A 23,954-nucleotide genomic window follows, 5' to 3' on the forward strand; every position below is an offset into this window, starting at 1 on the left:
CATAGTGGTCGCTCGCTCCGCTTCTGCCAATGCGCAGCCCGGACCCGCCAGATCATCAAAGCCCTATGGATTCACGTCGCCACTTCGCCGCACTTTCTTTACTCGCCCAGCCCCGCGCCGCTCGCCGTTTGGGCGGCTTCACCTTGCTGGAGTTGTTGGTGGTGATGGTCATCATCGGCCTGCTGGCGGGCTATGTGGGGCCGAAGTTTTTTGGCCAGATCGGCAAGTCCGAGGTCAAGGCGACGCGAGCGCAGATTGATGGCTTGCAGAAGTCACTCGACCAGTACCGGCTCGATGTGGGCCGCTACCCCACGACCGAGCAAGGCTTGGCCGTGCTGGTCGATAAGCCGGCCGATGAGCCGCGCTGGGCCGGCCCCTATCTGAGCAAGGCCTTGCCCAAAGACCCCTGGCGCAACGACTACCAGTACCGCTCGCCGGGTGAGCATGGCGACTACGACTTGTATTCCTTCGGCCGCGACGGCCGGCCGGGCGGCGAGGGCGAAGACGCCGATGTGACGAGCTGGTAGGCCACCGGCCCCGCTTCAGTCACTCGCTGCCTTTCTCCCCATCGCCCGTCGTCGGTTCTCGCCCCTCATGCCCAGCTATCTGACCCGTGTCTTTGACGCCCAGGCCGGCGTGCGGACGCAGCGCGTCGATGCACCCGACCGCCAATCGGTGGCGGCCGTCTTGGGCGTGGCGCCCCAGCATGTGCTGGAGGTGCAGGAGCTGGGCGCTGAAGCCGACGCTGGCGTTACCGGTGCCGCCGCGTCGGCACGCGGCCGCAAACGATTCCCCCTGCAGTTGTTCAGCCAGGAATTGGCTGTTTTGCTGGACGCTGGCATTGCGCTGCTGGAAGCCCTCAACACCTTGCGCGAAAAAGAGGCCAGCGAGTCGGTGCGCCAGGCACTCAATGGGGTGATCGCCAGCGTTGAGCAGGGCCAGCCCCTGTCCACCGCCATGCGCGCCCAACCGCAGGCTTTTGATGAATTGGTGTGCGCCATCGTGGCCGCCAATGAACGCACCGGCCAGCTCAGTGCCGCCCTGGCCCAGCATGCCAAATACTTGGCTTGGGTGGATGGCTTGCGGGCGCGATTGATCGCGGCTTGCGTCTATCCGGTGATGCTGCTCAGCGTGGGCGGCGCCGTGATCATGTTCTTGCTGCTCTTCGTGCTGCCGCGCTTTGCCGGCATTCTGGACGGCTTGAACAGCGATCTGCCCTGGGCCTCCAAGGTCTTAATCCAGTTCGGCAGCACCGCCGGCAAGCATCCCGGCCTGGTGCTGGGGGGCATGGCGCTGCTGCTGTTGGCGGGTTATGCCTTGTGGATGAATGCGGCTTTGCGCCTGCGTGTGCAGGCCGCCTTGTGGACCATGCCGGGCCTGGGCCCGAAGCTGCGGGTGCTGGCGCTGGCGCGGCTTTACCGCAGCCTGGCCATGCTGCTGGCCTCGGGTGTGCCGGTGCTGGCGGCCTTGCGCATCGTGCAAGACGTGGTGGCCGCGCCCTGGCGCCCGGCCGTGGCGGCGGCGGCTGCACAGATCGAAAACGGCCAGCGCCTGTCCGAAGCGCTGGAGTCGCAAGACCTCGCCACCCCCGTGGCGCGCCGCATGGTGCGGGTGGGTGAGCGCAGCGGCGAGGTGCCGGCCATGCTGGAACGCGCCGCGGCCTTTCACGACGAAGAAGCCGCCCGCCTGACGGAGCTGCTGACGCGCGCCATCAACCCGGCGCTGATGTTGATCATGGGGGTGTTGATTGGCGGAATCATTGTGTTGATGTACTTGCCGATTTTTCAGTTGGTGGAGCAGGTGCAATGAGCGAACAAATTTCATTGCAGGATTGGTTGCCTCACGAACAAGGCCCCTGGCATCTGGACTTCGAAGCCTGGCCGCAAGCCCAGGCGCAGCGCTGGCGCGCCGTGTTGGCCGTGGGCGCGAATGGCCGCAAGATGCTCTTGGGTGAACGTGAGCAAGACGCCATGCTGCTGCAAACGGTGGAAGCGCGCCTGCAAAGCCCCGTGCGCTGGCTGCGCTGCGACGCGGCCGCCGTCACGCATTGGCTGGGCGCGGGCGAGGCGGATTTCCGCGCTCTGTCTGATGTGGAAGAAGCGGTGGTGGCTGGCGATGCCGCTGGCGGCGCCGAGGAGCTCTCTGCCCTGGTGATGTCCGAACAGGCCAGCCCGGTGGTGCGTCTGCTCAACGCCACGCTCTACGACGCTTTGCAAGACGGCGCCAGCGATGTGCACATCGAATGCACCTTGCGCGGCGCGGCCATCCGCTTTCGGGTGGACGGTGTGATGTCCATGGTGCGCACGGTGGAAGGCGCGGCAGTGGCCGAGCAACTGGTGTCGCGCCTGAAGGTGATGTCGGAGCTGGACATCGGCGAGCGCCGCCTGCCGCAAGACGGCCGTTTCAAGCTACGCGTGCAGGGGCGCGAGGTGGACTTCCGCCTGTCCATCATGCCCAGCGTCTTCGGTGAAGACGCGGTGGTTCGGGTGCTGGACCGTGCCCGCATCGAGCAGACCGGTGGCGCGCTGACCCTGGATGCCCTGGGCTTCCAGCCCGATGAACGCGCCGCCATACGCGCCCAGGCGCGCCAGCCCCACGGCATGTTGCTGGTCACCGGCCCTACCGGCAGCGGCAAGACGACCACGCTCTACGCCACCCTGGCCGAGATCCACACCGGCACCGACAAAATCATCACCATCGAAGACCCGGTGGAATACCAGCTAGCTGGGGTGGTGCAAATCCCCGTCAACGAGAAGAAGGGCCTGACCTTCTCGCGCGGCCTGCGCTCCATCTTGCGCCACGACCCTGACCGGGTGATGGTGGGCGAGATCCGTGACGCCGAAACCGCGCAGATTGCGGTGCAGGCGGCTTTGACCGGCCACTTGGTTTTTTCCACCGTGCATGCCAATAACGCCTTCGATGTGATTGGCCGTTTCATGCACATGGGCCTGGACCTCTACAACGTGGTGTCGGCCCTGAACGCCGTGCTGGCGCAGCGCCTGGTGCGCCTGACCTGCAAGCATTGCGCGCAGCCGCATTTCCCGGATGCTGCCGTGCTGGCGCGTTATGGCCTGGCTGAGGGCGAGCACAGCTTTTTGAAGGGCGAGGGCTGCGGCCATTGCCGTGGCACCGGCTATCGCGGCCGCCGCGCCGTGGCGGAGCTGCTGAAACTCGACGATGGCCTGCGCGACCTGATCGCTGCGCGGGCCCCGATGTCGCAAATCAAGGAGGCCGCGCGCTCACGCGGCATGAAGCCATTGCGTGTGATGACCTTGCAAGCCGTTTGCCGTGGTGAAACCACTTTCGAGGAGCTGGAACGTGTCACCCTCGATGAGTAGCCCGCAGAACCTTGGCGCCGGCTGGTCGCAATGGCGATTGCGCCTCACCGCCCGCCTGCAGCGCCAAGCCCAGCCGCTCTTCCTGACGGCCGAGGGCTTGCGCCCTTTGCTGGACGGCGCCAATAGCCCACAGCGCACGGCGCAGGAATGGGCCGAGGCCCATCGCGGCACAGCCGCGCGCTTGATCGTGTCGGCCCGCCTGCTGCATGAGCTGGTCTGCGAGCCCGGCCTGCCCTTGGCACAAGAGGCTGATCTGCAAGCCTATGGCCGCCAGCAGTTCAGCCATTACTTCGGTGCGGCGGCTAAGCAATGGCCTCTGGCGAGCTGGCGCTTGGGCGCCTCGCCCGCGCAAGGTGTGGAGCAAAGCGCTGAGCAATGCGGCTTGTCGGCCCTGCATGGCCTGGACTGGTCCGCCCTGCGCCTAGTTTTTGAGGCCAATGCGGTGCAGCTGCGCCAGGTGCAACCGGCCTGGGCGCCGGTGCTGGCGCATGTGTTGGCCAGCGAGCCGATCTGGGCGGCCGCGCCGCAAGCTGGCCTGGCGTGGGTGGAGGGTCAGGTCTTGACCTGGCTGCAGCTGCGCGCCGGCAGAGTGCAGGCCCTGCGCCAACTGCGCTTGCCCGAAGCCAGCCTGGCGGCTTTGCACGAGACCTTGGCCGAGCTGCGCAGCGGCTTTGCCGGCCCGGTGCTGGCGCTGGGCTTTGGCTTGAGCGTAGAGCCCAGCCAGACCGATGCCGGCGCGAGCGAGGGCGTGCGCCTGCTGGGCCGCTTGACCGGTACCGCGCCGCAGGCCGAATGGTTTGCGCCGCCGCGCCAAGCCAGTAACTCCGCCCCGACCCCTGATTTTCTGGGCCCGCGCCAGGTCTATTCCCGCCTGGCCTGGGGCCTGGCGGCGACGGCTGCCGTGGTGCTGGTAACGGCTGCTGTGGGTCTGCAGCAAAGCCAACAAGCCCGTGCTGAGGCCCAAGCCCAACAACGCCGCCTGGCGACGGAATACAGCCGTTTGCGAGGAACCAATGTTGCCCCAGTGACCAAGCCCGTGGCGCGTGGCGCTGAGCAGGCTCAGCCCCTGCGCGCCGCGGCCGAAGTGCAAAAGTTGCTGCAGCTGGATTGGGAGCCTCTGCTGGCCAATGTGGAGCAAGCTGGCTTGAGCGGAGGCGCCACGGCAAATGCTTCAGCCCAAGCAGCGCTGAGCTGGCTGGCCCTGGACATCAATGCCACGCGAGGTGATTTGCGCCTTGAAGGCTTGGCCGCCGACAAGCTCTTGCCGCTGCAAGTGGCCGACCGACTGAATGCCGCACCGGGTTGGCGCGAGGTGATGTTGAGCCGCTTCCAGACCGCCGAACAAGGCATGAGCGGCCAGCGCTTTGAGCTGAGTGCCAAGCTTCAGCCTGCATCGCTGCAGCGTGAGCTGCCGCCCTTGCCGACGCCAGCTGCAGTCGCTGAGGGCAAGACGCCATGAGTCGCTTGCAGAACTTCACATTTGCCGATCTGCAGCGTGAGTTGCGCAGCCTCGGTGTGCCTGGCCTGCTGGCCGGGCTGGCCTTGCTGCTGGCACTTGGTCTGGCTCTCTTGGCGCAGCGCTGGGATGCCCAGGCCGCGCAAGCCCAGGCCGATGCCGATCAGCTGCGCGGTCAGATCCGCCTGCTGCGCGCGGCCGGCCAGGCCCAAGCCGCAGCGCCTGCCACCAGCGCGCAGTGGCTGGCCGCCTTGCCGCCTGCGGCCGAGCGTCAGCAGCGCCTGGCCGATCTGCTGGAAATGGGCTTGCGCCTTGGCTTGGTGAGCGCCCGCACCGAACACCGCCTCAGCGTGGATGCGGCCTCGGGCCTGGAGCGCCTGCGCGTCACCATGCCGCTCAGCGGCGGCTATGCCCAGCTGCGCCAGTACGTCGGTGCCGCCTTGCTGCATGACCCTGCCCTCAGCCTGGACGGGCTCAAGCTGCGCCGCGCCTCGCCGCAGGCTGCCGAGGTGGAGGCGGAGCTGCAATGGTCGCTGCACGGCCGTGCGGCCTTGCCGGCGCAAGCGGCTGATGCTGCCGGTACGCCACCGCGCGAAGGGGCCCGGCCATGACTGCTGTGAAAAAAAGACGTTATGGATTGCTGGCCGCTTTGTTGCTAACCCTGTTCGCCACCTGGTGGGTGGCGGGCGAAGACGAGGAACAAGAGAGCGCACTCGCGCAGCCCATGGCCGGCCAGCGCCGCGCCGCGCCGGCAGCAGTTGCCGCCACCACCAAGGCCCAAGCCGCCACAACGAAGCAGACAGCCACAGCGGCTTTGGATTGGACCCCGGTGGCGCGCCAGCCTTGGGCCGAGACCAAGGACGCGCAGTTCGCCGCCTGGGCGCCGCCCCCACCGCCGCCGCCTCCTCCTGTCGCCAAGGGGCCCGCTGTGGCAGCGCCACCGATGGCACCGGCCTTCCCCTATCAGCTGATCGGCCGCCTGGTCGACGGTGGTCAGGCGCGGGGCTTCTTGTCCGGCCCCAACCGCAGCCTGGCCGTCAAGGCCGGCGATGTGGTGGACGGGCAGTGGCGCATCGATCAAGTCACCGAGCAGGGCCTCAAGCTCACCTGGCTGCCGTCCCAGCTCACTCAAACCATTGCCTTTCGCCCCGCCTCATGAAAAAGAACGCATTGCTATTGCTGTCCCTGGCTGCGGCCATGCTGCTGGCCGGCTGCGCCAACCCGGCGTTGCGCCAGGCCGATGAGCTGAACCGCAACAACCAGGCGGCCGAGGCCTATACCTTGCTGACCGAGGCCCTGCGCCTGGCGCCGGCTGACCACGCCGTGCGCGCCGCCCAGCTGCGCACCCAGCAGCAGCTGGTGTCGCGCTTGCTGATTCAGATTGAAGGCCTGCGCGGCGCCGGCCGTTGGGAGGAAATGGGCGAGGCCATGGCCCAGCTGCGCAAGCTTGATGCGCACCACCCGCGCCTGGACTATTTCGACGCCGAGCTGCTGCGCGGCCCGCGCCAGGAGACCAAGCTGCAAAGCGCCCGCGCCGAGCTGCGCGAAGGCAAGGTGGACCGCGCCGAGGCGCTGGCACGCGAGATCATTGCCGAGTCGCCCAATCACCCGGGTGCGCGTTTGCTGCTGAGCCAGGCCGCGCAGGCGCGGCCCTTGGAAGCGCAGAGCAATGAGATGGGCCCGGCCTTCCAGAAGCCGGTGACGCTGGAGTTCCGCGACGCGCCGCTGCGCCAGGTGTTTGAAGCGCTGGCGCGCAGCAGCAGCATCAATTTCGTTTTCGACAAAGACGTGCGGGCCGACGCCAAGATCACCGTTTTCCTGCGCAATGTCACGCTGGACGAAGCCATGCGCGTGGTGCTGTCGACCCAGCAGCTCGATCGCAAGCTGCTCAACGACAGCTCGGTGCTGATCTTCCCCAACACCGCCGGCAAGCAGCGCGAGCATCAAGAGCTGATCACCCGCACGCTTTACCTGACTAACGCCGACGTCAAGCAGGTTCAGGCCATGGTGCGCACGATCGCCAAGGTGCGTGATATTCATGTGGACGAGCGCCTGAACCTGATGGTGGTGCGCGACACGCCCGAGGTGATGCGCTTGGTGGAAAAGCTGATCGCGTCGGTGGACCTGCCCGAGCCCGAGGTGATGCTGGAGCTGGAGGTGATGGAGATGAGCACCGACCGCGCCAATGCCCTGGGGCTCAAGTTCCCCGACACGGTGCAGTACGGCCTGACCGGCGTTACCGGCCAGGTGGATCTGAGCCGGCGCGGCAGCTTCACCGCCTCGGTGGCCAACCCGGCCGTGGTGGCCACGCTGCGCGGTGTGGCGGGCGATGTGAACATCCTCGCCAATCCGCGCATCCGCGTGCGCAATCACGAAAAAGCCAAGGTGCATATCGGCGAGAAGCTGCCGGTGTTCACCACCACCTCGTCCATCAATGTGGGCGTGGCGGCTTCGGTGTCCTATCTGGATGTGGGGCTGAAGCTCGATGTGGAGCCGACGATTCAGCTCGACAACGATGTCAGCATCAAGGTCGGCCTGGAGGTCAGCAATCTGATCAGCGAGGTCAGCGGCCCGAACGGCTCCAGCGCCTACCGCATCGGTACCCGCGTCACCTCCACCACGCTGCGCCTCAACGATGGCGAGACGCAAGTGCTGGCCGGCCTGATCAATGATGAGGACCGCCGCACCGCCAACGGCATTCCGGTGCTGTCGACCCTGCCGGTGCTGGGCCGCTTGTTCGGGGTCACGCAAGACAACCACACCAAGACCGAGATCGTGCTGCTGATCACCCCGCGCATCGTGCGCAATCTGGCCCTGCCGGAGTTGAGCACCACGCGCATGGCCGGCGGCACCGATGCCTCGCCGGGCGCTTACAGCAGCTTGCTCAAGGCCAATGCCAAAGCGGGCGTGGGCTTGGCTGGTGCAGGTGCTGCGCGCAGCCCTGGCGTGCTCAACGCTCCGGCAGCCAATGCGGCACCCGCCGCACCCGCCGCCGAAGCCGCGCCCAGCGAAGCCGTGCTGCGCTTTGAGGTCACGCCCCAGGTGGCGGCCGGTGGCACGGCGACGGTGTCTTTGCGCAATGACAGCGGCGCCACCGTGCGTGCCGAGGTGGAATACGACCCGGCCAAGCTGGCTTCCGCCCAAGGCGGCCCGGCTGGCCGCCAGCCGGTGGAGTTGCCACCGCGAGGCGAGCGGGTGGTGGTGTTGCGCGCCTTGCCGGCTGCGGCCGGCCAGGTGATCAGCATCAACGTCAGCGGCGCGCAGGGCACGGCGGCCAACGGCGACAGCGTGCCGGTGCGCCTGGACGGCACCGGGATGTTGACGGTGGAAGCGGCGCGCTAAGGCTTGGCGCCAAGCTAGGTATGAGCAAGGGCATGAGTAAGAAGGGCCTGGGCTTCACGCTGATCGAGATGCTGGTGGTCTTGGCCATCATGGCCATGCTCGCCGGTGCAGCGCGCCCCTTGCTGGAGCTGACGGTGCAGCGCACCCAAGAGCATGAGCTGCGCGCCGGCCTGCGCCAGATCCGCGGCGCGCTGGATGCCTACAAAAAGGCGGCCGAGGCCGGCCAGATCAAGCTCAGCCCCGAGGACAGCGGCTACCCGCCGACCCTGCAAGCCCTGGTGCAAGGCGTGCCCGATATCAAGTCCGCCGAAGGCCGCAAGCTTTACTTCCTGCGCCGCCTGCCGCGTGACCCCTTTGCCGAAACCAGCTTGCCCGCAGCCGAGAGCTGGGCCACCCGCGCGGCCGATAGCCCGCCCGATGACCCGCAGCCCGGCCGCGATGTGTTCGATGTGTTCTCGCGCTCCGAGCGCCGCGCGCTGGACGGCACGCGCTACAAGGATTGGTGAGCCGTATGCGCAGCAAATCCACTTCACGCGGCTTTACCCTGATCGAGTTGATCGTGGTGATGGCCATCGTTGCCCTGCTGGCTTCCATCGTGGCACCGCGTTACTTCAACAGCTTGCAGAAATCGCGCGAGACGGCGCTGCGCACTTCGCTGAACGTGATGCGCGACGCCATCGATCAATACGCCGCCGACAAAGGCCATTACCCCGATTCACTGGAAACCCTGGCCACGGCGCGCTATATCCGCGAAGTGCCGGAGGATTCACTGACCGGCAGCCGCGAGACCTGGGTCACGCTCAGCCCGCCGCCCGAGGCGCAGCTCAGTGGTGAGCTCTACGATGTGCGCAGCGGCGCGGCCGGGCGCGCCAGCGACGGCCGCTTGTTTGCCGACTGGTGAGCATGGCCATCCGCTCCCCGGCCAGCCCGCCGGCCCGCCAAACGGGCTTCACCTATCTGGGCCTGCTGTTTTTTGTTGCCCTGTCGTCGGCCGGACTGGCGGCGTTGGGCAGTAGCTGGCAGATGGCCGCGCAGCGCGAGCGGGAGCGCGAGCTGGAGTTCCGTGGCAACGAGATTGCTAAGGCGATTGCCAGTTATGTGAAGGCCAGCCCGGTGCAGCCGGGCCAGTACCCGCAGCGCTTCGAGGACTTGCTGGTGGACCGCCGCGCCGCTAAGCCGCGCCATCATCTGCGCCGCCTCTACCTTGATCCCTTCACCGGCAAACCCGATTGGGTGCTGGTGGAAGACGGCGCCAACCAGGCGCCTGCTTTTGGTGCCATGCCCGCTGCGCCCAGTGCCCAGGCCTGGCCCAGCAGCAGCTCGCTGACGGCGGCCACCTTCAGTGCCGTGCGCAGCCGCTCTGACCAGACCATGCAGCGGCATTCACAAGCCAATGGTGAGCCACTGCGCCGCGCCAGTGATTGGCTGTTCAGCGCGCGCCAGTTTGAAGAACAGCAACAGCAGCAGACCCCGACGCCTGCGCCTCCTCCGCTCCCCCTGCCCATCGAGCCCGGCACCGGCCGGCCCTGAGCTTTGCAGTCATAAAAAAAGGCGCGCTGCCTTTGCTTGCAGCGCGCCTTTGCTTCAATCAGCAGGCGTCGGTGGACGCCTGTTTTGTTTCACCGCAGCCGATTACCAGCCCAGATCCTTCAGCAGGGGCACGGTCAGGTCCTTAGGCGCCACCATGATGTTGGTCAGGTCGGAGTTGATGAAGGGTTCCATCAGCAGATTCGGCGAGGCAGACACATCCCAATGCGAGACCGAGGAGCCACCGGCCAGCACAGCGGGTGTGTACAGCAGCGGGCGGCCCAGGGCGTCAGCACCGGCAACACGGCTGGCGTCGGTCGACCAAGCGCCCAGCACCGTACCGGGCTTGCCGCGCGAGCCATAGGCCGGTGCGCGCGCCACGGCGTCCTTCAGCTTGGTGCCTGCGGCCTTGGTGATGCGAACAGCGGGGATGGTGATGGTGCCGTCGCTGCCGCCCAGGCCGGAAATCGCGGCGTCAGCGTTGTCAGCAATCAGCACGCCCACGGCGCCGGCGATTTGCGCGTTCTTCACCTTGATGGTGAAGCTGCAGACGCCACGGTCGATGATGGCGACCTTGCCTGCGACGGCAGCTGTTTGGGCGGCGTCCAGTGCATTGCAAGCCAGCGGATTGTTGCTGGTGCCAGCAGGCAGGGTAGCCAAGGTGCCCAGGGTGGCAGCAACCGGAATGGCCGGGCCGAAGCTGGCGGTGCCGATGTCATACAGGCCGGAAGCGCCAGGCACCGGCGTGTTGATCTTCACCACCGGGGTGGCCTTGAGCGTCTGAGCCGCGCCGACCACCGCGTTATTGCCGGTCCAGGCCAGCTTCAGCGGGTTGATGGCAGAAGCCTTGCGCTCGGCGCTGTTCATGGCCAACCAGGTCTTGCCGACCGTGTTGTCGTACATGAAGCTCTCCCAGACGCTGGGCAGGCCGTTTTCCGCGTAGGCGGTGAAGTCGGCGTTAACGCGCAGGCCGGTGGAGGTGCTGGTCAGACCCAGGGCAAAGCCCAGGCCATGGCCCAGTTCATGCAGCAGGGTGGTGGCGAAGTTGACCTTGCTGCCGGCATTGCCGTCCAGGCCCAGGTAGAAGCCCGAGCCAGTCAGGCAGCCTTCATTGCCGAGGTTGACGTTGAACTGCGTCTTGATGTCCACATTGCCGTAGCCCGTGCCGTCATCTGGTGTGTCGGCCGACAGGTTCACGCCGGCGATCTTGTTGGCCAGGGCTTGCGGATACCAGGTGCCGGGGGTGGAACCGCTGAAGTCGCGCCAGAAGTTCCAGGCACCGGCGCTGCCCAGCACGGCTGAGCCGGCGTCGCAGGTCAGGGCTTCCCAAGCGGCGCTGACGTTGATGTTGACATTGCTGGTCAGGGCTTGTTCCCAGATATTGGCAACATGACGGTAGACGTTCATGCGCTGCTCGCCCAGCGTGGTGCCGGGGTTGCCGCCGACCGGGGCAACCGGAGTCGTGTCATTGAAGCCCACGCCCGGCTTGTCGCGGCTGCTGATGTTGATGGTGGCGGCTTGAGTGGCGCTGCTCAGGCAAAGCAGGGCGGTAGCCAGGGCCAGGGCGGAGAACTGTTTGTTGTGCTTGATGCTCATGATGGTGCTTACTCCGTGGCCAGCTTGTTGGCGATCTTGGCTTGGGCGGCGGCGGACTTGAGCGCGGCCTGGGCTTCTTCAGGGGACTCGAAGCACTCTTGGGCGACGCTACCGTCGGCCTTCTTCACGGCAACCGACATGCTGATGAAGGCATCGGTCACGCGGGCACCGCGGGCGCCAGAGGCGTGGCTCTTTTGCATCGGTGCTTGCACGGCACCGAGGCTGCTGCGCAGGCTTTGGTTGCGGCTGGCTTGCAGTTCCAGCTTGCTCAGCTCTGCGGGTGTGGCGGCACGCAGTTGGCCGCTTTCGGCGTCGCGCACCACGACCAGGCTGCTGCCGGCTGCGGCGGCGCTGGGGGCTGCAGCGTGGTCGCCGTGGGCAAAAGCGGGTTGGGCCAGGGCGGCCAAGGCCAGGCCGGTGGCGGCGGCAAAGGAAATCTTGTTCATGAGGAATGACTCCTGATGTGAATCAAAAAGGGTGACGCTGTCGATGCCGCTCGGGCATTGACAGCTCAACAGTGCGGCTATTCAGCGGCTATTCAGCTGCGAATTAGCGCGCAGCTTTGCGCTTGCGCAGCAGGCCCAGGCCACCCAGGCCAGCGGCCAGCATCAGCCAGCTCGATGGCTCGGGCACGGCGTTGACCGACAAGGTGTCGACGCCCACGAAGTTGGATGCGTCGGCAGCGCCGGTGTAGTTGATGGCGAAGCGTGCCACGCTGCCGGCGCCATGGGCGGCGAAGGTGATGGTGTACTTGGTCCAGTCGCCACTCGGCACGGTGACTACCGAGCCCATGCTGAAATCAGCGATATTGCTGCCACCGGTGCTCGCGCCGAAGCTGATCAATTCCGAGAAGCCGATCTCGTCGGCGGCTCGGGCGTAGAAGCTCAATTGCAGAGCCGTCGCGTTGGAGAAGGTGGGGGTGATCAGCCAATTGCTGAGTTGACCACCGGCGGCGGCATTGTTGAAGTTGCCGGAGATAAAGGACTCGGCATCACCGGCGTGGGCAGCAAACACATTGCTGCCGCCTTGGCCCCAGCCGGCGGTGCCCACTGGGTTGCTGGCATTGTTCAGAATCCAGCCGGCGCTTGCCAGCGTGGAGATATTGTCAAAGCCCTCGTTGATCAGGACTTCGGAATGTGCGCTTGCAATCGCCGCGCTCAGGGCCAACGCCGTCATGGCTTTCTTGAACATAGGAACTTCCTCAAAAAGACAAAAAACCCTGCCGATAAGCTGGGCCTGCACGGTCCCGGTTTTCAAATGCGGGATCGGAGAATTCCCTTGGCTGGTGCGGCGACAAAAGTCTTGTTGAGCTAGGGTCGCTTTGGGGCCTGGGGTGACTTGATTCTGCGTGCCCTGAAAGTCTTGTCTAGGCCGAAACCCGGTTTCGCCCCCTAGGCTGCAGGGTGGGCATTTCCCCTAGGGGTAAGACCCTGCTCACAGCGCTTCTTGCCTGTGCATTCGTGACATTGTTGGCGCTGGCTCTACCCTATTTCGGCCTGTCGCGAAACCGTCATATGGCCGATGGATAGGGGATTGTGAGGTTTTTACCTAACGCCGCAGGCTGCCCTGATCAGGGTCGGGCGGATGCTTGTTGGCTATGCCTGTGGCGAAATATATGTGCGCTATGCAGATCAATGCGCGGCAGCAGAGCGACAGGCTGTTGGTCTGTAAATACGGGTTCGGCAAGACCTGACCCTGCTGGGCCTATTGAATCGGGCACTTCGAACTTGAGTTGAGCGAGTTCGGCTCAGCTCAGCGCAGGACTTACCCGCACATTCACTCGGCTGATTTCGGCGCCGCGCCAGCACCCTGCGGCTGCAGCACGCAGCGCCCGGCCTGGCAGCTGGCGCCGGGGTCGGTGACCATGCGGCAATCCGACACCATGCCGCTGCTGGCGTTCTCGTCCTTGCGGGCCTGGGCGTGGGCGGCGACCAGGGCGCGCAACTTGGCCTCATTGCTGCGCTTGCTGGACCAGGCCAGATAAGCATCCGGCCCGCCGCAAGCCTTGGCACCCACGGCAATGCTGTGGCAATGCTGCGGGCCGTCGCAGGCGGCGTCGCCAATCTCGGCCTGAATTTGCTGCCAAAGCGCTTGGCTGCTGTTCTTGCCACTGCTGTTGTTGGACATGGGCTTGGCCTCCGGTGCTGCTGCGGCTGGGGCGCTGCCGCAGGCGCTGGTGGCTAAGGCCAGCAGCGCGGCGATCACGGCGGCACTCAGGGGGGATGGGCGATTGACCGGGCGAGGGGTGTTCATGCCTGCATCGTGAGGCTTGCGGGCCGGGCTGGCAAGCGCGGTGCTCAGCGCGGTGTTCGGCGTGGTTCTTTGCGCGCTTCCCAGCGCGACATCAGGCCGCGCGCAGGCAATCCACAATCTTCATCCGCGCCGCGCCCCAGGCCGGGATGAAGCCGCCCACAAAGCCCATGAAGAGCGCGAACAGCAGGGTTTGCCAGACGATGGCCGAGGTCAGCTTGAACTGAAAAGCGATTTCGGAAAAGGTCTGGAAATTGGTGGTGGAGATGTTCACCGTCTGCATCAGCGAGGCCGCCGCCAAACCGATCAGCCCGCCCACCAGCGAGAGCAGCAGGGATTCACCCAGAAAGGCGATCAGCACCGCGCCACGGCGGAAGCCCAGGGCGCGCAAGGTGCCAATCTCACCCGTGCGCGAGGCCACCGCCGCGAACATGGTGATCATGGCGCCGACGATGGCGCCGATGGAGAAGATCACCGACAGCGCCGTGCCCAGGATGCTGATGAACTTGGCCAGGGCTTCACTCTGTTCGGCGTAGAACTGCATCTCGGGTTTGAGCTCCACCGTCATGCGCGGGTCGGCCTCGATCTGCGCCTTGATGGCCTCGAACTGGCTGGCGTCAGCGATGCGGAACACCACGCTGGAAAAAGCATTGCGGCGGAAGGCCTGCAGCATCTGCTCAGCGTCGCCCCAGATTTCAGAATCGAAGCCGCTGCGCTGGGCGTCGAACACGCCCACCACGGTCCAGTCGCGGCCAGCAAAGCGCAGCGTCTCACCCAGGCCCGCGCCCTGAAAGCCGCTGGCAATGGCGCGGCCGGTGACGATCTCCGAAGTGCCGGGGCGGAACATGCGGCCCTCTACCAGCTGCACCTGCGGGCGCATCTGCAAGGCTTGCGGCGAGGTGCCGCGCACCGTCACATTGCTGGGCTTGCCGCTGCCGCGCTTGGGCAGATTGTTCAGCACCACCGGTTCCTTGGTCAGCAGTGGTTTGCCGCTGGCATCGGTGGCGATGCCGGGCAGGCTTTCCAGAATGGCGGCCTGGCCGCGGTCCACGGCGCTGTTGATCTCGGCCCCGGCGCCTTTGCGCAGCGCGATCACGTTATCGGGCTGGCCGGTGGCCACCAGGGTGGCGCGTATGCCCTCGCTCATCATCAGCACGGTGGCAAACACATACACCACCAAGGCCATGCCGCCAGCGGTGAGCAAGGTAGTGACGCGCCGCACCCAGAGGTTGCGGGCGATGTAGGAAATCGGAATTGCCTTCATCTTGGTTCAGGCCACATGCCGCAAGCCCTGCACGATATCGATCCGACTCATCTTCCAGGCGGGCAGAACGCTAACCCCTCGGCTGCCGGGTACGGCCGCCGATCCCCCGAGGGGATTAGCGGGCCGGCTTGGGAGCGGCCCGGCGCTCGGCCCGAAAAGCTTATGCCACATGCCGCAGCCCCTGCACGATATCGATCCGACTCATCTTCCACGCGGGCCAGGCCGCAGCCACCGCGCCGACGACGACGGCGGCCAGCAACTGCAAGCTCATGGTCAGGGTGGATACGTGAAACACCGGGAACAAGGTGCCCGCCGCCTGCGCAAAGCCCGCCGCCAGCGGCAGGGTCAGGGCCAGGCCGGCGAGGCCGCCGATCAGGGCGATCAGCAGGCTCTCGCCGAACAACAGCTTGACCACAAAGCTGGGCGCAAAGCCCAGGGCTTTGAGCGTGGCGTATTCGGCCAGGCGCTCGCGTGCCGTCATGGTCATGGTGTTGGCCATCACGGCCATGATGATGACCACGATGATCAGGCTCACCGCATTGATGGCCACCAGAATCGCCTCGCTCATGGACACAAAGCTGAGCTGGAAGGCGGACTCGGTTTCGGTCAGCGTTTCGGCCAGGGAGTTCTTGAACTGCTCATCCACCCGCTGCGAGATCAGCGCGGCGTTCTGAGGCTCGTTGATGCCCAGGATGTAAACGCCCACGGCATCGGCTCGCTTGGGGTAGAGCTTGCGGATGGACTCGTTCAAATAGGACCAGTGCATCAGCAACTGGCTCTCGTCCGTCTTGGCCTCGGCGCCGTCCCAGATGCCGCGCAGATTGAAGGTCCAGGTGCCGGGGTAGATGGTGCCGCGCAGAGGGATTTGGTCGCCCACCTTCCAGCCGAATTTATCGGCCAGCTTGCGGCCCACAATCACGCCCTGGCGGTCGCGCAGCCAGGCGATACGCTCGGCGTCCTTGAGCCGGTACTCGGGGTAGAGCGCCAGATAACTGACCGGTTCGACGGCGAACTGCGGGAAGAAATTGCGCTCGCTGATGTAGATGCCGCCGAACCAGTTGGACCAGGAAATGCCCGCCACGCCCTCAACCGACTTGAGCCGCTGCGCGTAGTTCATCGGCAGCGGGAAGGTCAGCGAGATGGCGCTGCGCGTCACCAGCCGGGTGCTGCTGGAGCCCTCCACGCCGGCATACCAGGCATCGATGATGGTGCGCAGCAGACCGAAGGCGCAGATCGCCACCACCAAGCCCACCATGGTTAAGCTGGTGCGCAGCTTGTGGCGGAAGGCGTTCTTGAGCAGCAGCTTGAGGATGAACATGGTGGCGCGAGTTTGGCTGGCGGGCGGGCTGTCGGGCTTGCGATTCAGCGGCCAGGGCCGAGCGGATCTTCATCCACCAGCACGCCTTTTTCCAGGTGCACCATGCGCCGCGCCCGGGCCGCGGCCTTGGGGTCGTGGGTGACCATCACAATGGTCTTGCCGAGTTCGCGGTTGAGCTCGTCCAGCAGGCCCAACACCTCTTCGCCGGTGTGGCGATCCAGGTCGCCGGTGGGCTCGTCGGCCACGATCAGGGTGGGGTCGCTGACCAGGGCGCGCGCAATCGCCACGCGCTGCTGCTGGCCGCCAGAGAGTTCATTGGGGTAGTGGTCCATGCGGTCATCCAGCTTGACCATGGCCAGTGCCGCCAAGGTGTGCTCGCGCCGCTGCTTGGCCGACAAGTCGGTCAGCAGCAGGGGCAGCTCCACGTTCTCAAACGCGGTCAGCACAGGTAATAAGTTATAGAACTGGAAAATGAAGCCGACATTGCGGGCGCGCCAATCGGCCAGCTGGCCTTCGCTGAGGGTGGCGATGTCAACGCCGCCAATTTCGATGCGGCCGCTGCTGGGCTGGTCGATGCCGGCAATCAGGTTCAGCAAGGTGCTTTTGCCCGAGCCGCTGGGGCCCATCAGGGCAACGAAATCGCCGGGCATCACATCGAGCTGAATGTCCAGCAGCACGGGAATATCTTGCCCACCGCGCTGGTAGGACTTGCTGAGGTCGCGGATGCGGATCAGGGCGTCGTTCGGGCTGCTCATGGTCTGCTTTGGCACTTACTTCGTAGCGAGCTTGACCTGGCCGCCGTCCTTGAGCTGGGCCGTGGGTGAGAGCACCAGGCGCTCGCCCGATTTGAGTGTGCCGCCGCCCAGCGCCGTCACCTCCACCACATCGCCGAGCTTGCGGCCGGGCTTGACCTGCACAGCCTGCAGCAGCTCTTTGTCGCCCTCACGCTTGATGCGCATCAGCCAGGTTTGGCCGTCGCGCTCCAGCAGGGTTTTGGGGTTGACGGCCAGCACGGGCTGCTGCTCGGCAGTCGTTGGCGCTTGCGACAAGAAGCTGACCTTGGCGCTCATCTCGGGCAGGATGCGCGGGTCCAGCTTGTCGAACTGGATCTTGCTGATCACCGTGGCCTTGGCGCGGTCAACGGTGGGCACCAAGCCCACCACATGGCCGCTGAAGCGCATCTCGGGCAAGGCATCGAGGGTGATCTCGACAGGCTGGCCCTTCTTCGCCTTGGCCAGGCTGCTTTCCGAGACATCAGCCTCCACTTCCAGCGTGGACATATCGGCCATGGTGACCACCGCGCCCTGCGAGCCGGCGGCGTTGGAGAAGGGCGTGATGATGTCGCCCACATTGGCGTTTTTGTTCAGCACCACGCCGTCAAACGGGGCGCGGATCTCGGTGTAATCGCGGTTCACCAACTGGGCATTCACCTGCGCCTGAGCTTGCGCCACGCTGGCCTGGGCTTGGCCCACGCTGGCCAGCGCGGCGGCTTGGCCGGCGCGGGCGGCGTCGAAGCGGCGCTGGGCGGCGTCGAGCGCTTGCTCGGACAAAAAGCCCTGGGTTTGCAGGCTGCGGTTGCGGCGCAGCTCGGCCTCGGCATTGGCCAGTTCCACCTCGGCTTGGCGTTGCTGGGCTTGCGCCTGGCGCACCCCGGCCTCGCCCTGGCGCACGCCGGCCTGGGCGGTGGCTATTGCCGCCTGCACATCGCTGGCGTCCAGCTTGGCAATCAAGTCGCCCTTTTTGAGCACCGTGCCTTCGCGCACATTGAGCTCCAGCAAGCGGCCTGTCGCTTTGGAGGCCACCGCCGCGCGGCGCTGCGCCACCACATAGCCAGATGCGGTGAGCTGCAGATACTGCTGGGACGGCGTGCTTTGCAGCACCGAGCTGGTTTGCACCTCAGGTTTAGACGGCATGGCCAGCATGGCGACCACGGCCAAAGCCAGCACGCCCCCAGCGATCAAGGGCCAGCGCTTGCGCCGGCGCGGCTGTTGCTTGGCGCCGCCAGCGGCCTGGCGATCGATCTTCAACTGCCCCAGCGGCTTGGCGTTGGAGGCTGCGCTGGAGGGGGTGCTTGTCGTCTCAGCCATGGTCGGAAAACGTCTCAGCGTGAATGCGATGGCGCGATTGTGCACGTTCACTGTGAGGCCTTGATGGCAGAGTGATATCTCCTCTTGCTTGGGTTTGCTGTGACACAAGCTGCGGGGCTGGCCGGCCCATTAGAATGCGCCGCTTCCTCAGGTTTGGGTGCGCATGCGCGGCATCTTCTTTTTCCCACTTTCGTTCGCTGTTTTGCTCTCGCTTGCCGGCCCTAGCCGGGCGGGCGCTGGCGCGGCCCCGGCGCATAGCCAAGCGCGGCCCCAGGCCCAGCCGCTGCCGCAGGTGGATGACTGCGCCAAGGGCGTGTCGGCGGAGCAGGTGCTGGCGCGCGTCAATGCAATGCGGGCGCAGCGTCAGTACTGCGGCCCCAAGCCTTTTGCGGCCGTTGCGCCGCTGAGCTGGGATGCGCGCTTGCAGGCCTCCGCCCAAGCCTATGCCGATGAGTTGTCGCTGCTGGACAAGCTCACCCACATTGATCAGCGGGGTCAGGGCTTGCGTGAGCGTGTCTTAGAGCGCGGCTATGTGTTCCGCCAAGTGGCCGAGAACCTGGCCGGCGGGCCGCAATACCTGGACGAGGTGATGGCCGGCTGGCTGGGTAGCGAGGGCCATTGCGAGAACCTGATGGAGCCGCGTTTTCAGGACATTGGCATGGCCTGCGTGGCCGGGCCCGGTGAGCTGGAGCGCTACTGGGTGATGCACCTGGGGCGCAAGGCCAAGTAGCCCGCCCTCAGCCCAGCCAGCCCGATGAGGCTGCGCTGCCGCGACAGCGCCTAGATCCAACCCAGATCGATGGCCCGCAACACGGCTTGCGTGCGGTCGCGCACACCCATCTTGGAGAAGATGGCCGAGCAGTGGTTTTTGATCACGCCTTCGCTATTGCCCAGCAGGGCGGCGATTTCTGTATTGCTGCGGCCGCTGGCCACCAGGCGCAGCACTTGCAACTCCTTGGGTGAAAGCGGGTCGGGCTGCTCGGTGGCTTGAAACGCGCGCTCGCCCCGGCCGCCGGTTTGCGCCATGCGGGTGGTCAGCGAGGGGCGCAGCGCGGTGCCGCCGGCTTGCACATCGCGCAGAGCTTGAATCAGCGTGTCGGGGCTGATGGCCTTGAGCAAAAAGCCGCGTGCGCCGGCGCGCACCGCTTCGTCAAAAGCGGAGGCGTCGTCAAAGGTGGTCAGCAGCACCACGGGAATGGTCAGCGCGCGGGCGGCCAGGGCGCGGATCAGGCCCAGGCCGTCCAGGCGCGGCATGCGCATATCGGACAAGATGAGGTCGGGCATGCCCGGGCCGCTGGGCGCTTCGAGCAGGGTCAGTGCCTCGGCGCCGTCGCTGGCCTCGGCAATGATGTCCACATCCTCATACAAGGCCAGCAAGCCCTTGAGCCCTTCGCGCACCAATTGCTGGTCTTCCACCAGCATCAGTTTGAGGGGGCTGCCTGCGGGCGTGTGATTGTCTTTATCTGTCGTCATCGTCATGCGGACCTTGGCACTTGCAGTTCAATTCGGAAACCCGGGCTCTTGGCGTCGATCTGCATTGTGCCGCCCAGTTCGCTGACGCGTTCTTGCATACCTTGCAGGCCATTGCCGGGCCGCAGTGCGGGTGCGCCCAGGCCATCATCGGCGATCTTGACATGAACCAGCGGGCCGTCCACCCACAGCTCGATCTGAATGCTGCGCGCCCGCGCATGGCGCACGCTATTGGTGACGGCCTCCTGCACGCAGCGCAGCAACGCATGCGCCAGGCGCGGCCCGAGGTCGCGTGCGGCGGGGGCGATGCGCAGCTCGATGCGAGTGCTGGCTACGCCTTCGGCCAGGGCTTGCAGGGCGCTGCTCAGGTCGATGCGCTGTGAGCTGCGCTGCTGCGACACGGCTTCGCGCACATCGGCCAGCAGCTGCGCCGCGCTGCTCTGGGCGCGGTCCACCGCGGCGGCGGCGCCGCTGGCATCTTGACGTTGCAGCAAGGCGCTGCTGAGCTGCAGCTGCAGATTGAGGGCGGTGAGGTGGTGGCCGACGACATCGTGCAACTCGCGCGCCATCAGGGTGCGTTCGCTATAGCGCATTTGCTCGGCTTGCAGCTGTTCGGCGCTCATGCGTTCGGCCAGCATCACTTGCAGCCAGCGGCGTTTGTCGGCTTCCACCGCGGCCATGCGGCCCAGCCCCAGGGCCATGCCGTGCAGTGCCACCATGGCCAGCAGCAGGCCCACGCTGTCCAGCCAGGCCGGCACCTCAGAGCGGGCTTGCTGCAGCTCGGCCAAAGGCAAGAGCCAGTACAGCATCAGATTGAGCACCACCTGGCCCAGGGCGAACAAAAAGGCCGGCCGCGCCCGCAGCAAAACGGCCGCTAGCGCCGTCACCAAAAAGGGCAGACCCGGCGTCACCGCCACGGCCAATAAGTCCACCAGCACAATGCGCCGCAGCAGATGGGGCAGGGCTTGGTCGGCGCGCGCGTCTTGCGCCAGGCGCCAGTATTGATAGGCGAATACCAACACCAAGCTGAAGCAGGCCAGAAGCAGCAGCGGGTCATTGCTATTGCCGCCCAGGCGCAGATAGAGCGCGGCCAGGGCGCCGTCGTAAGGCTCGGTACGGTAGCCGGCCAGGCCGGCCACGGCGGCGGCCAACTCCAGCACGCACATGGTCAGCGCGGCCACCTGCAGCACCACGCCAGGTTGGGCGAAGCGGGCCAGCCAGCGATCCAGCTTGGGCAGGGGCGAGGGGCTGCTGTGGCCCCTCTCGTTCAATGCGGCGCGCGGCAAGACCTGACCCTTCAGGATTGGTCAGTGGCAGCAGTGGCGGAAGCGATCACCCCCCCGCCCAGGCAGACTTCGCCGTCGTACAGCACCAGGCTTTGGCCTGGCGTGACCGCCCATTGGGCTTGGGCGAAATCCACCCGGCATTGGCCGGCGGCCGGGGTGTCGGGATGCAGGGCGCAGGCCGCGTCGGCCTGGCGGTAGCGGGTCTTGGCGCCATAGCCGCCGAACTTGGGCGCGTCGCCGGTCCAGCTCAGGTCATCGGCCACCAGGCTGCTGCTGAGCAGCCAGGGGTGGTTGTGACCCTGCACCACGTACAGCGTATTGGTCTGCATGTCTTTGCGGGCCACGAACCAAGGCTCGTGCTCACCACCGCCGCGCGGCGCGCCCTTTTCCTTCACGCCGCCAATCCCTAGGCCCTGGCGCTGACCCAGGGTGTAAAAGGACAGGCCCAGATGCTCGCCGAGCTTGCGGCCGCGTGCATCCTTGATGGGGCCGGGCTTGTGGGCCAGATAGCGGTTGAGGAATTCGCGGAAGGGGCGCTCGCCGATGAAGCAGATGCCGGTCGAGTCCTTCTTCTTGGCATTGGGCAGGCCGATCTCTTCGGCGATGCGGCGCACCTCGGTCTTGTGCAACTCGCCCACCGGGAACAAGGTCTTGGCCAGCTGCGCCTGGTTGAGGCGGTGCAAGAAGTAGCTTTGGTCCTTGCTGTTGTCGATGCCTTTGAGCAACTGGGTCTGGCCTTCATGCTCTCGCACGCGGGCGTAGTGACCGGTGGCGATCTTCTCGGCGCCCAGGCGCATGGCATGGTCGAGGAAAGCCTTGAACTTGATCTCGGCATTGCACAGCACATCGGGGTTGGGCGTGCGGCCAGCCTGGTACTCGCGCAAAAAGGCGGCGAAGACGCGGTCTTTGTAATCGGCGGCGAAGTTAACGTGTTCGATCTCGATGCCGATCACATCGGCCACCGCGGCGGCGTCGACGAAGTCGATATTGGACGAACAGTATTCGCTGTCGTCGTCATCTTCCCAGTTCTTCATGAAGATGCCGACCACCTCGTGGCCTTGCTGCTTCAAAAGATGGGCCGTGACGGCCGAATCCACACCGCCGGACAGGCCGACGACGATGCGTTGTTTCTTGCTACTCGAACTCATGCTCGCAATTGTCCCGCATGTGCCCTGGCTCCGCGTTTGCCCGGGTTTTGGCTGGGCTGCTTGATCAAGCGCTGGTTCAGGCTTTGCGCTGCGGCGTGAGCAAGCTGGGGTCGATATGGAAGGCGCTCAGCGGCAGGCGTTTGCCAGCCAGGTGGTCTTCCACACATTGCAGCACCAGGGGGCTGCGGTGGCGCTCGGCGCTGGCGCGCAACTCATCCATGCTCATCCACAGCGTGCGCACAATGCCTTTGTCTAGCACCCAGCCCGGCACAGGCTCACTCACCGAGCCAGTAAATGCCAGCCGAAGATAGGTGACATCCTCTAATGTTTTGGGCCGCACAAAGCGCGCCATATAAATGCCCAGCAGGGCTTCGGGCTTGAAGTGGCGGCCGGTTTCTTCCAGCGCTTCGCGCACCACGCCTTGCTCCGGAGACTCGGCAGGATCGAGGTGGCCGGCCGGATTGTTGAGCTGCAAGCCCTCCGGCGTTTCTTCTTCAACCATCAAAAAGCGGCCGTCTTTTTCGATGATGGCGGCCACGGTGACGGACGGTTTCCAGCGTTCTGTGTTGTTGGACATCTGCAATCCCTGGGCATGTAGGGGTGACATAGAAGGGCTCTATTGTGTAAGCTGAATTGAGACAGAGCCTGTCTGCCAGGCTGTGCAAGTCAAGTCATAAGTTCTTTTGGCCAAGTCGCTGAAGCGGCAATGGCCCTGGAGGGATGATTCATGCTGATAGGTGTTCCGCGCGAGAGTGCGGCCGGGGAAACGCGTGTGGCCGCCACACCGGAAACGGTCAAGAAGCTCAAGGCTCAGGGTCATGTCTTGCGCATCGAGCAGGGCGCGGGCTTGAAGGCCAGCGTCACCGATGAAGCCTACGCTGCGGCGGGGGCGGAAATCGTCGATCGCGCCGCTGCGTTTGGCGCCGACTTGCTGCTCAAGGTGCGCAGCCCCAATGCTGAGGAGCTGGCCCTGGTGAAGCCGGGTGCCACCTTGGTCGGCATGCTCAATCCTTTCGACAAAGACGGCTTGCAGGCCCTGGCCGCCGCGCAGCTGACCAGCTTCGCGCTGGAAGCCGCGCCGCGTACCTCCCGGGCCCAAAGCATGGACGTGCTGAGCTCGCAAGCCAATATCGCCGGCTACAAGGCCGTGATGATGGCGGCCGACCGCTATCAGCGCTTCTTCCCCATGCTGATGACGGCGGCGGGCACCGTCAAGGCCGCGCGGGTGGTGATTCTGGGCGTGGGTGTGGCGGGCTTGCAGGCCATCGCCACGGCCAAGCGCCTGGGCGCGGTGATTGAGGCGTCTGACGTGCGCCCGGCCGTCAAGGAACAAGTGGAGTCGCTGGGCGCCAAGTTCATCGACGTCAGCTACGACACGCCGGAGGAGCAAGAAGCTGCCGTGGGCGTGGGCGGTTATGCCAAGCCCATGCCGGCCAGCTGGCTGGAGCGCCAAAAGGTGGAAGTGGCCAAGCGCGTGGCGCAGGCCGATGTCGTCATCACCACCGCCTTGATTCCTGGCCGCGCCGCGCCGGTGCTGGTCACCGAAGAAATGGTGCGCAGCATGAAGCCCGGCTCGGTGATCGTGGACCTGGCCGCCGGCAAGGGTCAAACGGCAGCTGACGGCTCCGTGGGCGGCAATTGCCCGCTGACCGAGGCGGACAAAGAGGTGCTCAAGCATGGCGTGACCCTGATCGGTTGGACCAATCTGCCGGCCCTGGTGGCGGCCGATGCCTCGGCCTTGTATGCCCGCAATCTGCTCGACTTCATGAAGCTGATCGTCAGCAAAGAGGGTGCGTTGCACGTGCCCATGGACGACGACATCGTGGCGGCCTGCCTGATGACGCAGGCCGGTGAAGTCAAACGAAAGTAAGA

24 protein-coding genes are annotated in these 23,954 nt (G+C 65.7%); 12 read left to right on the top strand and 12 right to left on the bottom strand.

Annotated elements, in window-relative coordinates; all coding sequences use genetic code 11:
* The first annotated feature begins 65 nt into the window (after nucleotides 1-65).
* The 10 genes from gspG to AABB87_RS01415 all read left to right on the top strand — a co-directional run bounded on the left by gspG (nucleotide 66) and on the right by AABB87_RS01415 (nucleotide 9,666).
* Nucleotides 66-527, top strand: coding sequence for a type II secretion system major pseudopilin GspG (gene gspG, locus AABB87_RS01370; RefSeq protein ID WP_341969322.1), 462 nt, complete (start codon nucleotides 66-68; stop codon nucleotides 525-527).
* Nucleotides 528-594: 67 nt separating this feature from the next.
* The gene (locus AABB87_RS01375; protein WP_341969324.1) at nucleotides 595-1,809 is read left to right on the top strand and encodes a type II secretion system F family protein; all 1,215 of its coding nucleotides are present in this window, start codon (nucleotides 595-597) and stop codon (nucleotides 1,807-1,809) included.
* Nucleotides 1,806-3,338 (top strand): GspE/PulE family protein, encoded by a 1,533-nt coding sequence (locus AABB87_RS01380; protein ID WP_058721155.1) that lies wholly within the window; start codon nucleotides 1,806-1,808, stop codon nucleotides 3,336-3,338. Before AABB87_RS01375 ends, AABB87_RS01380 begins: the two co-directional genes overlap by 4 nt.
* Complete coding sequence (locus AABB87_RS01385; RefSeq protein WP_341969325.1) at nucleotides 3,319-4,797, top strand: hypothetical protein; 1,479 nt, start codon at nucleotides 3,319-3,321, stop codon at nucleotides 4,795-4,797. Before AABB87_RS01380 ends, AABB87_RS01385 begins: the two co-directional genes overlap by 20 nt.
* A complete protein-coding gene (locus AABB87_RS01390) occupies nucleotides 4,794-5,405 on the top strand; it encodes a hypothetical protein (RefSeq protein WP_341969326.1) in 612 nt (203 codons plus the stop codon). Before AABB87_RS01385 ends, AABB87_RS01390 begins: the two co-directional genes overlap by 4 nt.
* Nucleotides 5,402-5,953 carry a hypothetical protein gene (locus AABB87_RS01395; RefSeq protein ID WP_341969327.1) on the top strand — a complete coding sequence of 184 codons (552 nt, stop codon included), beginning with the start codon at nucleotides 5,402-5,404 and terminating at the stop codon, nucleotides 5,951-5,953. Before AABB87_RS01390 ends, AABB87_RS01395 begins: the two co-directional genes overlap by 4 nt.
* Nucleotides 5,950-8,136 (top strand): secretin N-terminal domain-containing protein, encoded by a 2,187-nt coding sequence (locus AABB87_RS01400; protein WP_341969328.1) that lies wholly within the window; start codon nucleotides 5,950-5,952, stop codon nucleotides 8,134-8,136. The genes AABB87_RS01395 and AABB87_RS01400 overlap by 4 nt, the downstream gene beginning before the upstream one ends.
* Before the next feature lie 32 nt (nucleotides 8,137-8,168).
* A complete protein-coding gene (locus AABB87_RS01405; protein ID WP_156422077.1) occupies nucleotides 8,169-8,642 on the top strand; it encodes a type II secretion system protein in 474 nt (157 codons plus the stop codon).
* A gap of 5 nt (nucleotides 8,643-8,647) precedes the next feature.
* Nucleotides 8,648-9,037, top strand: a complete 390-nt coding sequence (locus AABB87_RS01410; protein WP_341969330.1) for a type II secretion system protein — start codon at nucleotides 8,648-8,650, stop codon at nucleotides 9,035-9,037.
* 2 nt (nucleotides 9,038-9,039) lie between these two features.
* A complete protein-coding gene (locus tag AABB87_RS01415) occupies nucleotides 9,040-9,666 on the top strand; it encodes a hypothetical protein (protein ID WP_341969331.1) in 627 nt (208 codons plus the stop codon).
* Nucleotides 9,667-9,768: 102 nt separating this feature from the next.
* Here AABB87_RS01415 and AABB87_RS01420 read toward each other — a convergent pair whose 3' ends face one another.
* The 8 genes from AABB87_RS01420 to AABB87_RS01455 all read right to left on the bottom strand — a co-directional run bounded on the left by AABB87_RS01420 (nucleotide 9,769) and on the right by AABB87_RS01455 (nucleotide 18,178).
* Nucleotides 9,769-11,259, bottom strand: a complete 1,491-nt coding sequence (locus tag AABB87_RS01420) for a PA domain-containing protein (RefSeq protein WP_341969332.1) — start codon at nucleotides 11,257-11,259, stop codon at nucleotides 9,769-9,771.
* 8 nt (nucleotides 11,260-11,267) lie between these two features.
* On the bottom strand, nucleotides 11,268-11,705 hold the full coding sequence (locus tag AABB87_RS01425; RefSeq protein WP_341969333.1) for a post-PEP-CTERM-1 domain-containing protein: 438 nt from the start codon (nucleotides 11,703-11,705) through the stop codon (nucleotides 11,268-11,270).
* 103 nt (nucleotides 11,706-11,808) lie between these two features.
* Entirely contained in the window at nucleotides 11,809-12,450 is a 642-nt protein-coding gene (locus AABB87_RS01430; protein ID WP_341969334.1) for a choice-of-anchor J family PEP-CTERM protein, read from the bottom strand.
* Between the two features lie 585 nt (nucleotides 12,451-13,035).
* Nucleotides 13,036-13,512, bottom strand: a complete 477-nt coding sequence (locus AABB87_RS01435; RefSeq protein WP_341969335.1) for a hypothetical protein — start codon at nucleotides 13,510-13,512, stop codon at nucleotides 13,036-13,038.
* 91 nt (nucleotides 13,513-13,603) lie between these two features.
* Nucleotides 13,604-14,773 (bottom strand): ABC transporter permease, encoded by a 1,170-nt coding sequence (locus tag AABB87_RS01440; protein ID WP_341969336.1) that lies wholly within the window; start codon nucleotides 14,771-14,773, stop codon nucleotides 13,604-13,606.
* 160 nt (nucleotides 14,774-14,933) lie between these two features.
* Nucleotides 14,934-16,091, bottom strand: a complete 1,158-nt coding sequence (locus AABB87_RS01445) for an ABC transporter permease (RefSeq protein ID WP_341969337.1) — start codon at nucleotides 16,089-16,091, stop codon at nucleotides 14,934-14,936.
* Nucleotides 16,092-16,135: 44 nt separating this feature from the next.
* Entirely contained in the window at nucleotides 16,136-16,846 is a 711-nt protein-coding gene (locus AABB87_RS01450) for an ABC transporter ATP-binding protein (protein WP_341969338.1), read from the bottom strand.
* A gap of 15 nt (nucleotides 16,847-16,861) precedes the next feature.
* Nucleotides 16,862-18,178 (bottom strand): efflux RND transporter periplasmic adaptor subunit, encoded by a 1,317-nt coding sequence (locus AABB87_RS01455; RefSeq protein WP_341969339.1) that lies wholly within the window; start codon nucleotides 18,176-18,178, stop codon nucleotides 16,862-16,864.
* A 202-nt stretch (nucleotides 18,179-18,380) separates the two neighbouring features.
* Between AABB87_RS01455 and AABB87_RS01460 the strand changes: the two genes are divergently transcribed.
* Nucleotides 18,381-18,908: a CAP domain-containing protein gene (locus AABB87_RS01460; protein ID WP_341969340.1), complete on the top strand. Its 528-nt coding sequence runs from the start codon at nucleotides 18,381-18,383 to the stop codon at nucleotides 18,906-18,908.
* Nucleotides 18,909-18,958: 50 nt separating this feature from the next.
* On the opposite strand, the gene AABB87_RS01465 is transcribed toward AABB87_RS01460, so the two are convergent.
* The 4 genes from AABB87_RS01465 to AABB87_RS01480 all read right to left on the bottom strand — a co-directional run bounded on the left by AABB87_RS01465 (nucleotide 18,959) and on the right by AABB87_RS01480 (nucleotide 22,659).
* The gene (locus tag AABB87_RS01465) at nucleotides 18,959-19,657 is read right to left on the bottom strand and encodes a response regulator transcription factor (protein ID WP_341969341.1); all 699 of its coding nucleotides are present in this window, start codon (nucleotides 19,655-19,657) and stop codon (nucleotides 18,959-18,961) included.
* Entirely contained in the window at nucleotides 19,654-20,934 is a 1,281-nt protein-coding gene (locus tag AABB87_RS01470) for a sensor histidine kinase (RefSeq protein ID WP_341969342.1), read from the bottom strand. The genes AABB87_RS01465 and AABB87_RS01470 overlap by 4 nt, the downstream gene beginning before the upstream one ends.
* 11 nt (nucleotides 20,935-20,945) lie before the next feature.
* On the bottom strand, nucleotides 20,946-22,082 hold the full coding sequence (mnmA, locus tag AABB87_RS01475; protein ID WP_341969343.1) for a tRNA 2-thiouridine(34) synthase MnmA: 1,137 nt from the start codon (nucleotides 22,080-22,082) through the stop codon (nucleotides 20,946-20,948).
* Nucleotides 22,083-22,158: 76 nt separating this feature from the next.
* Entirely contained in the window at nucleotides 22,159-22,659 is a 501-nt protein-coding gene (locus AABB87_RS01480) for an NUDIX hydrolase (protein ID WP_341969345.1), read from the bottom strand.
* 150 nt (nucleotides 22,660-22,809) lie between these two features.
* Between AABB87_RS01480 and AABB87_RS01485 the strand changes: the two genes are divergently transcribed.
* The gene (locus AABB87_RS01485) at nucleotides 22,810-23,952 is read left to right on the top strand and encodes a Re/Si-specific NAD(P)(+) transhydrogenase subunit alpha (RefSeq protein ID WP_341969346.1); all 1,143 of its coding nucleotides are present in this window, start codon (nucleotides 22,810-22,812) and stop codon (nucleotides 23,950-23,952) included.
* Nucleotides 23,953-23,954: the final 2 nt, after the last annotated feature.

This window comes from Roseateles sp. PN1, from assembly GCF_038419725.1.
Lineage (GTDB): Bacteria > Pseudomonadota > Gammaproteobacteria > Burkholderiales > Burkholderiaceae_C > Paucibacter_A.

Coding starts and splice junctions, on each gene's coding strand:
- AABB87_RS01440 (WP_341969336.1), bottom strand. CDS start 14,773: ATGAAGGCAATTCCGATTTCCTACATCGCCCGCAACCTCTGGGTGCGG.
- AABB87_RS01455 (WP_341969339.1), bottom strand. CDS start 18,178: ATGGCTGAGACGACAAGCACCCCCTCCAGCGCAGCCTCCAACGCCAAG.
- AABB87_RS01450 (WP_341969338.1), bottom strand. CDS start 16,846: ATGAGCAGCCCGAACGACGCCCTGATCCGCATCCGCGACCTCAGCAAG.
- AABB87_RS01390 (WP_341969326.1), top strand. CDS start 4,794: ATGAGTCGCTTGCAGAACTTCACATTTGCCGATCTGCAGCGTGAGTTG.
- AABB87_RS01480 (WP_341969345.1), bottom strand. CDS start 22,659: ATGTCCAACAACACAGAACGCTGGAAACCGTCCGTCACCGTGGCCGCC.
- AABB87_RS01435 (WP_341969335.1), bottom strand. CDS start 13,512: ATGAACACCCCTCGCCCGGTCAATCGCCCATCCCCCCTGAGTGCCGCC.
- AABB87_RS01420 (WP_341969332.1), bottom strand. CDS start 11,259: ATGAGCATCAAGCACAACAAACAGTTCTCCGCCCTGGCCCTGGCTACC.
- AABB87_RS01415 (WP_341969331.1), top strand. CDS start 9,040: ATGGCCATCCGCTCCCCGGCCAGCCCGCCGGCCCGCCAAACGGGCTTC.
- AABB87_RS01380 (WP_058721155.1), top strand. CDS start 1,806: ATGAGCGAACAAATTTCATTGCAGGATTGGTTGCCTCACGAACAAGGC.
- AABB87_RS01485 (WP_341969346.1), top strand. CDS start 22,810: ATGCTGATAGGTGTTCCGCGCGAGAGTGCGGCCGGGGAAACGCGTGTG.
- AABB87_RS01375 (WP_341969324.1), top strand. CDS start 595: ATGCCCAGCTATCTGACCCGTGTCTTTGACGCCCAGGCCGGCGTGCGG.
- AABB87_RS01430 (WP_341969334.1), bottom strand. CDS start 12,450: ATGTTCAAGAAAGCCATGACGGCGTTGGCCCTGAGCGCGGCGATTGCA.
- AABB87_RS01400 (WP_341969328.1), top strand. CDS start 5,950: ATGAAAAAGAACGCATTGCTATTGCTGTCCCTGGCTGCGGCCATGCTG.
- AABB87_RS01395 (WP_341969327.1), top strand. CDS start 5,402: ATGACTGCTGTGAAAAAAAGACGTTATGGATTGCTGGCCGCTTTGTTG.
- AABB87_RS01410 (WP_341969330.1), top strand. CDS start 8,648: ATGCGCAGCAAATCCACTTCACGCGGCTTTACCCTGATCGAGTTGATC.
- AABB87_RS01425 (WP_341969333.1), bottom strand. CDS start 11,705: ATGAACAAGATTTCCTTTGCCGCCGCCACCGGCCTGGCCTTGGCCGCC.
- AABB87_RS01465 (WP_341969341.1), bottom strand. CDS start 19,657: ATGACGATGACGACAGATAAAGACAATCACACGCCCGCAGGCAGCCCC.
- mnmA (WP_341969343.1), bottom strand. CDS start 22,082: ATGAGTTCGAGTAGCAAGAAACAACGCATCGTCGTCGGCCTGTCCGGC.
- AABB87_RS01405 (WP_156422077.1), top strand. CDS start 8,169: ATGAGTAAGAAGGGCCTGGGCTTCACGCTGATCGAGATGCTGGTGGTC.
- gspG (WP_341969322.1), top strand. CDS start 66: ATGGATTCACGTCGCCACTTCGCCGCACTTTCTTTACTCGCCCAGCCC.
- AABB87_RS01445 (WP_341969337.1), bottom strand. CDS start 16,091: ATGTTCATCCTCAAGCTGCTGCTCAAGAACGCCTTCCGCCACAAGCTG.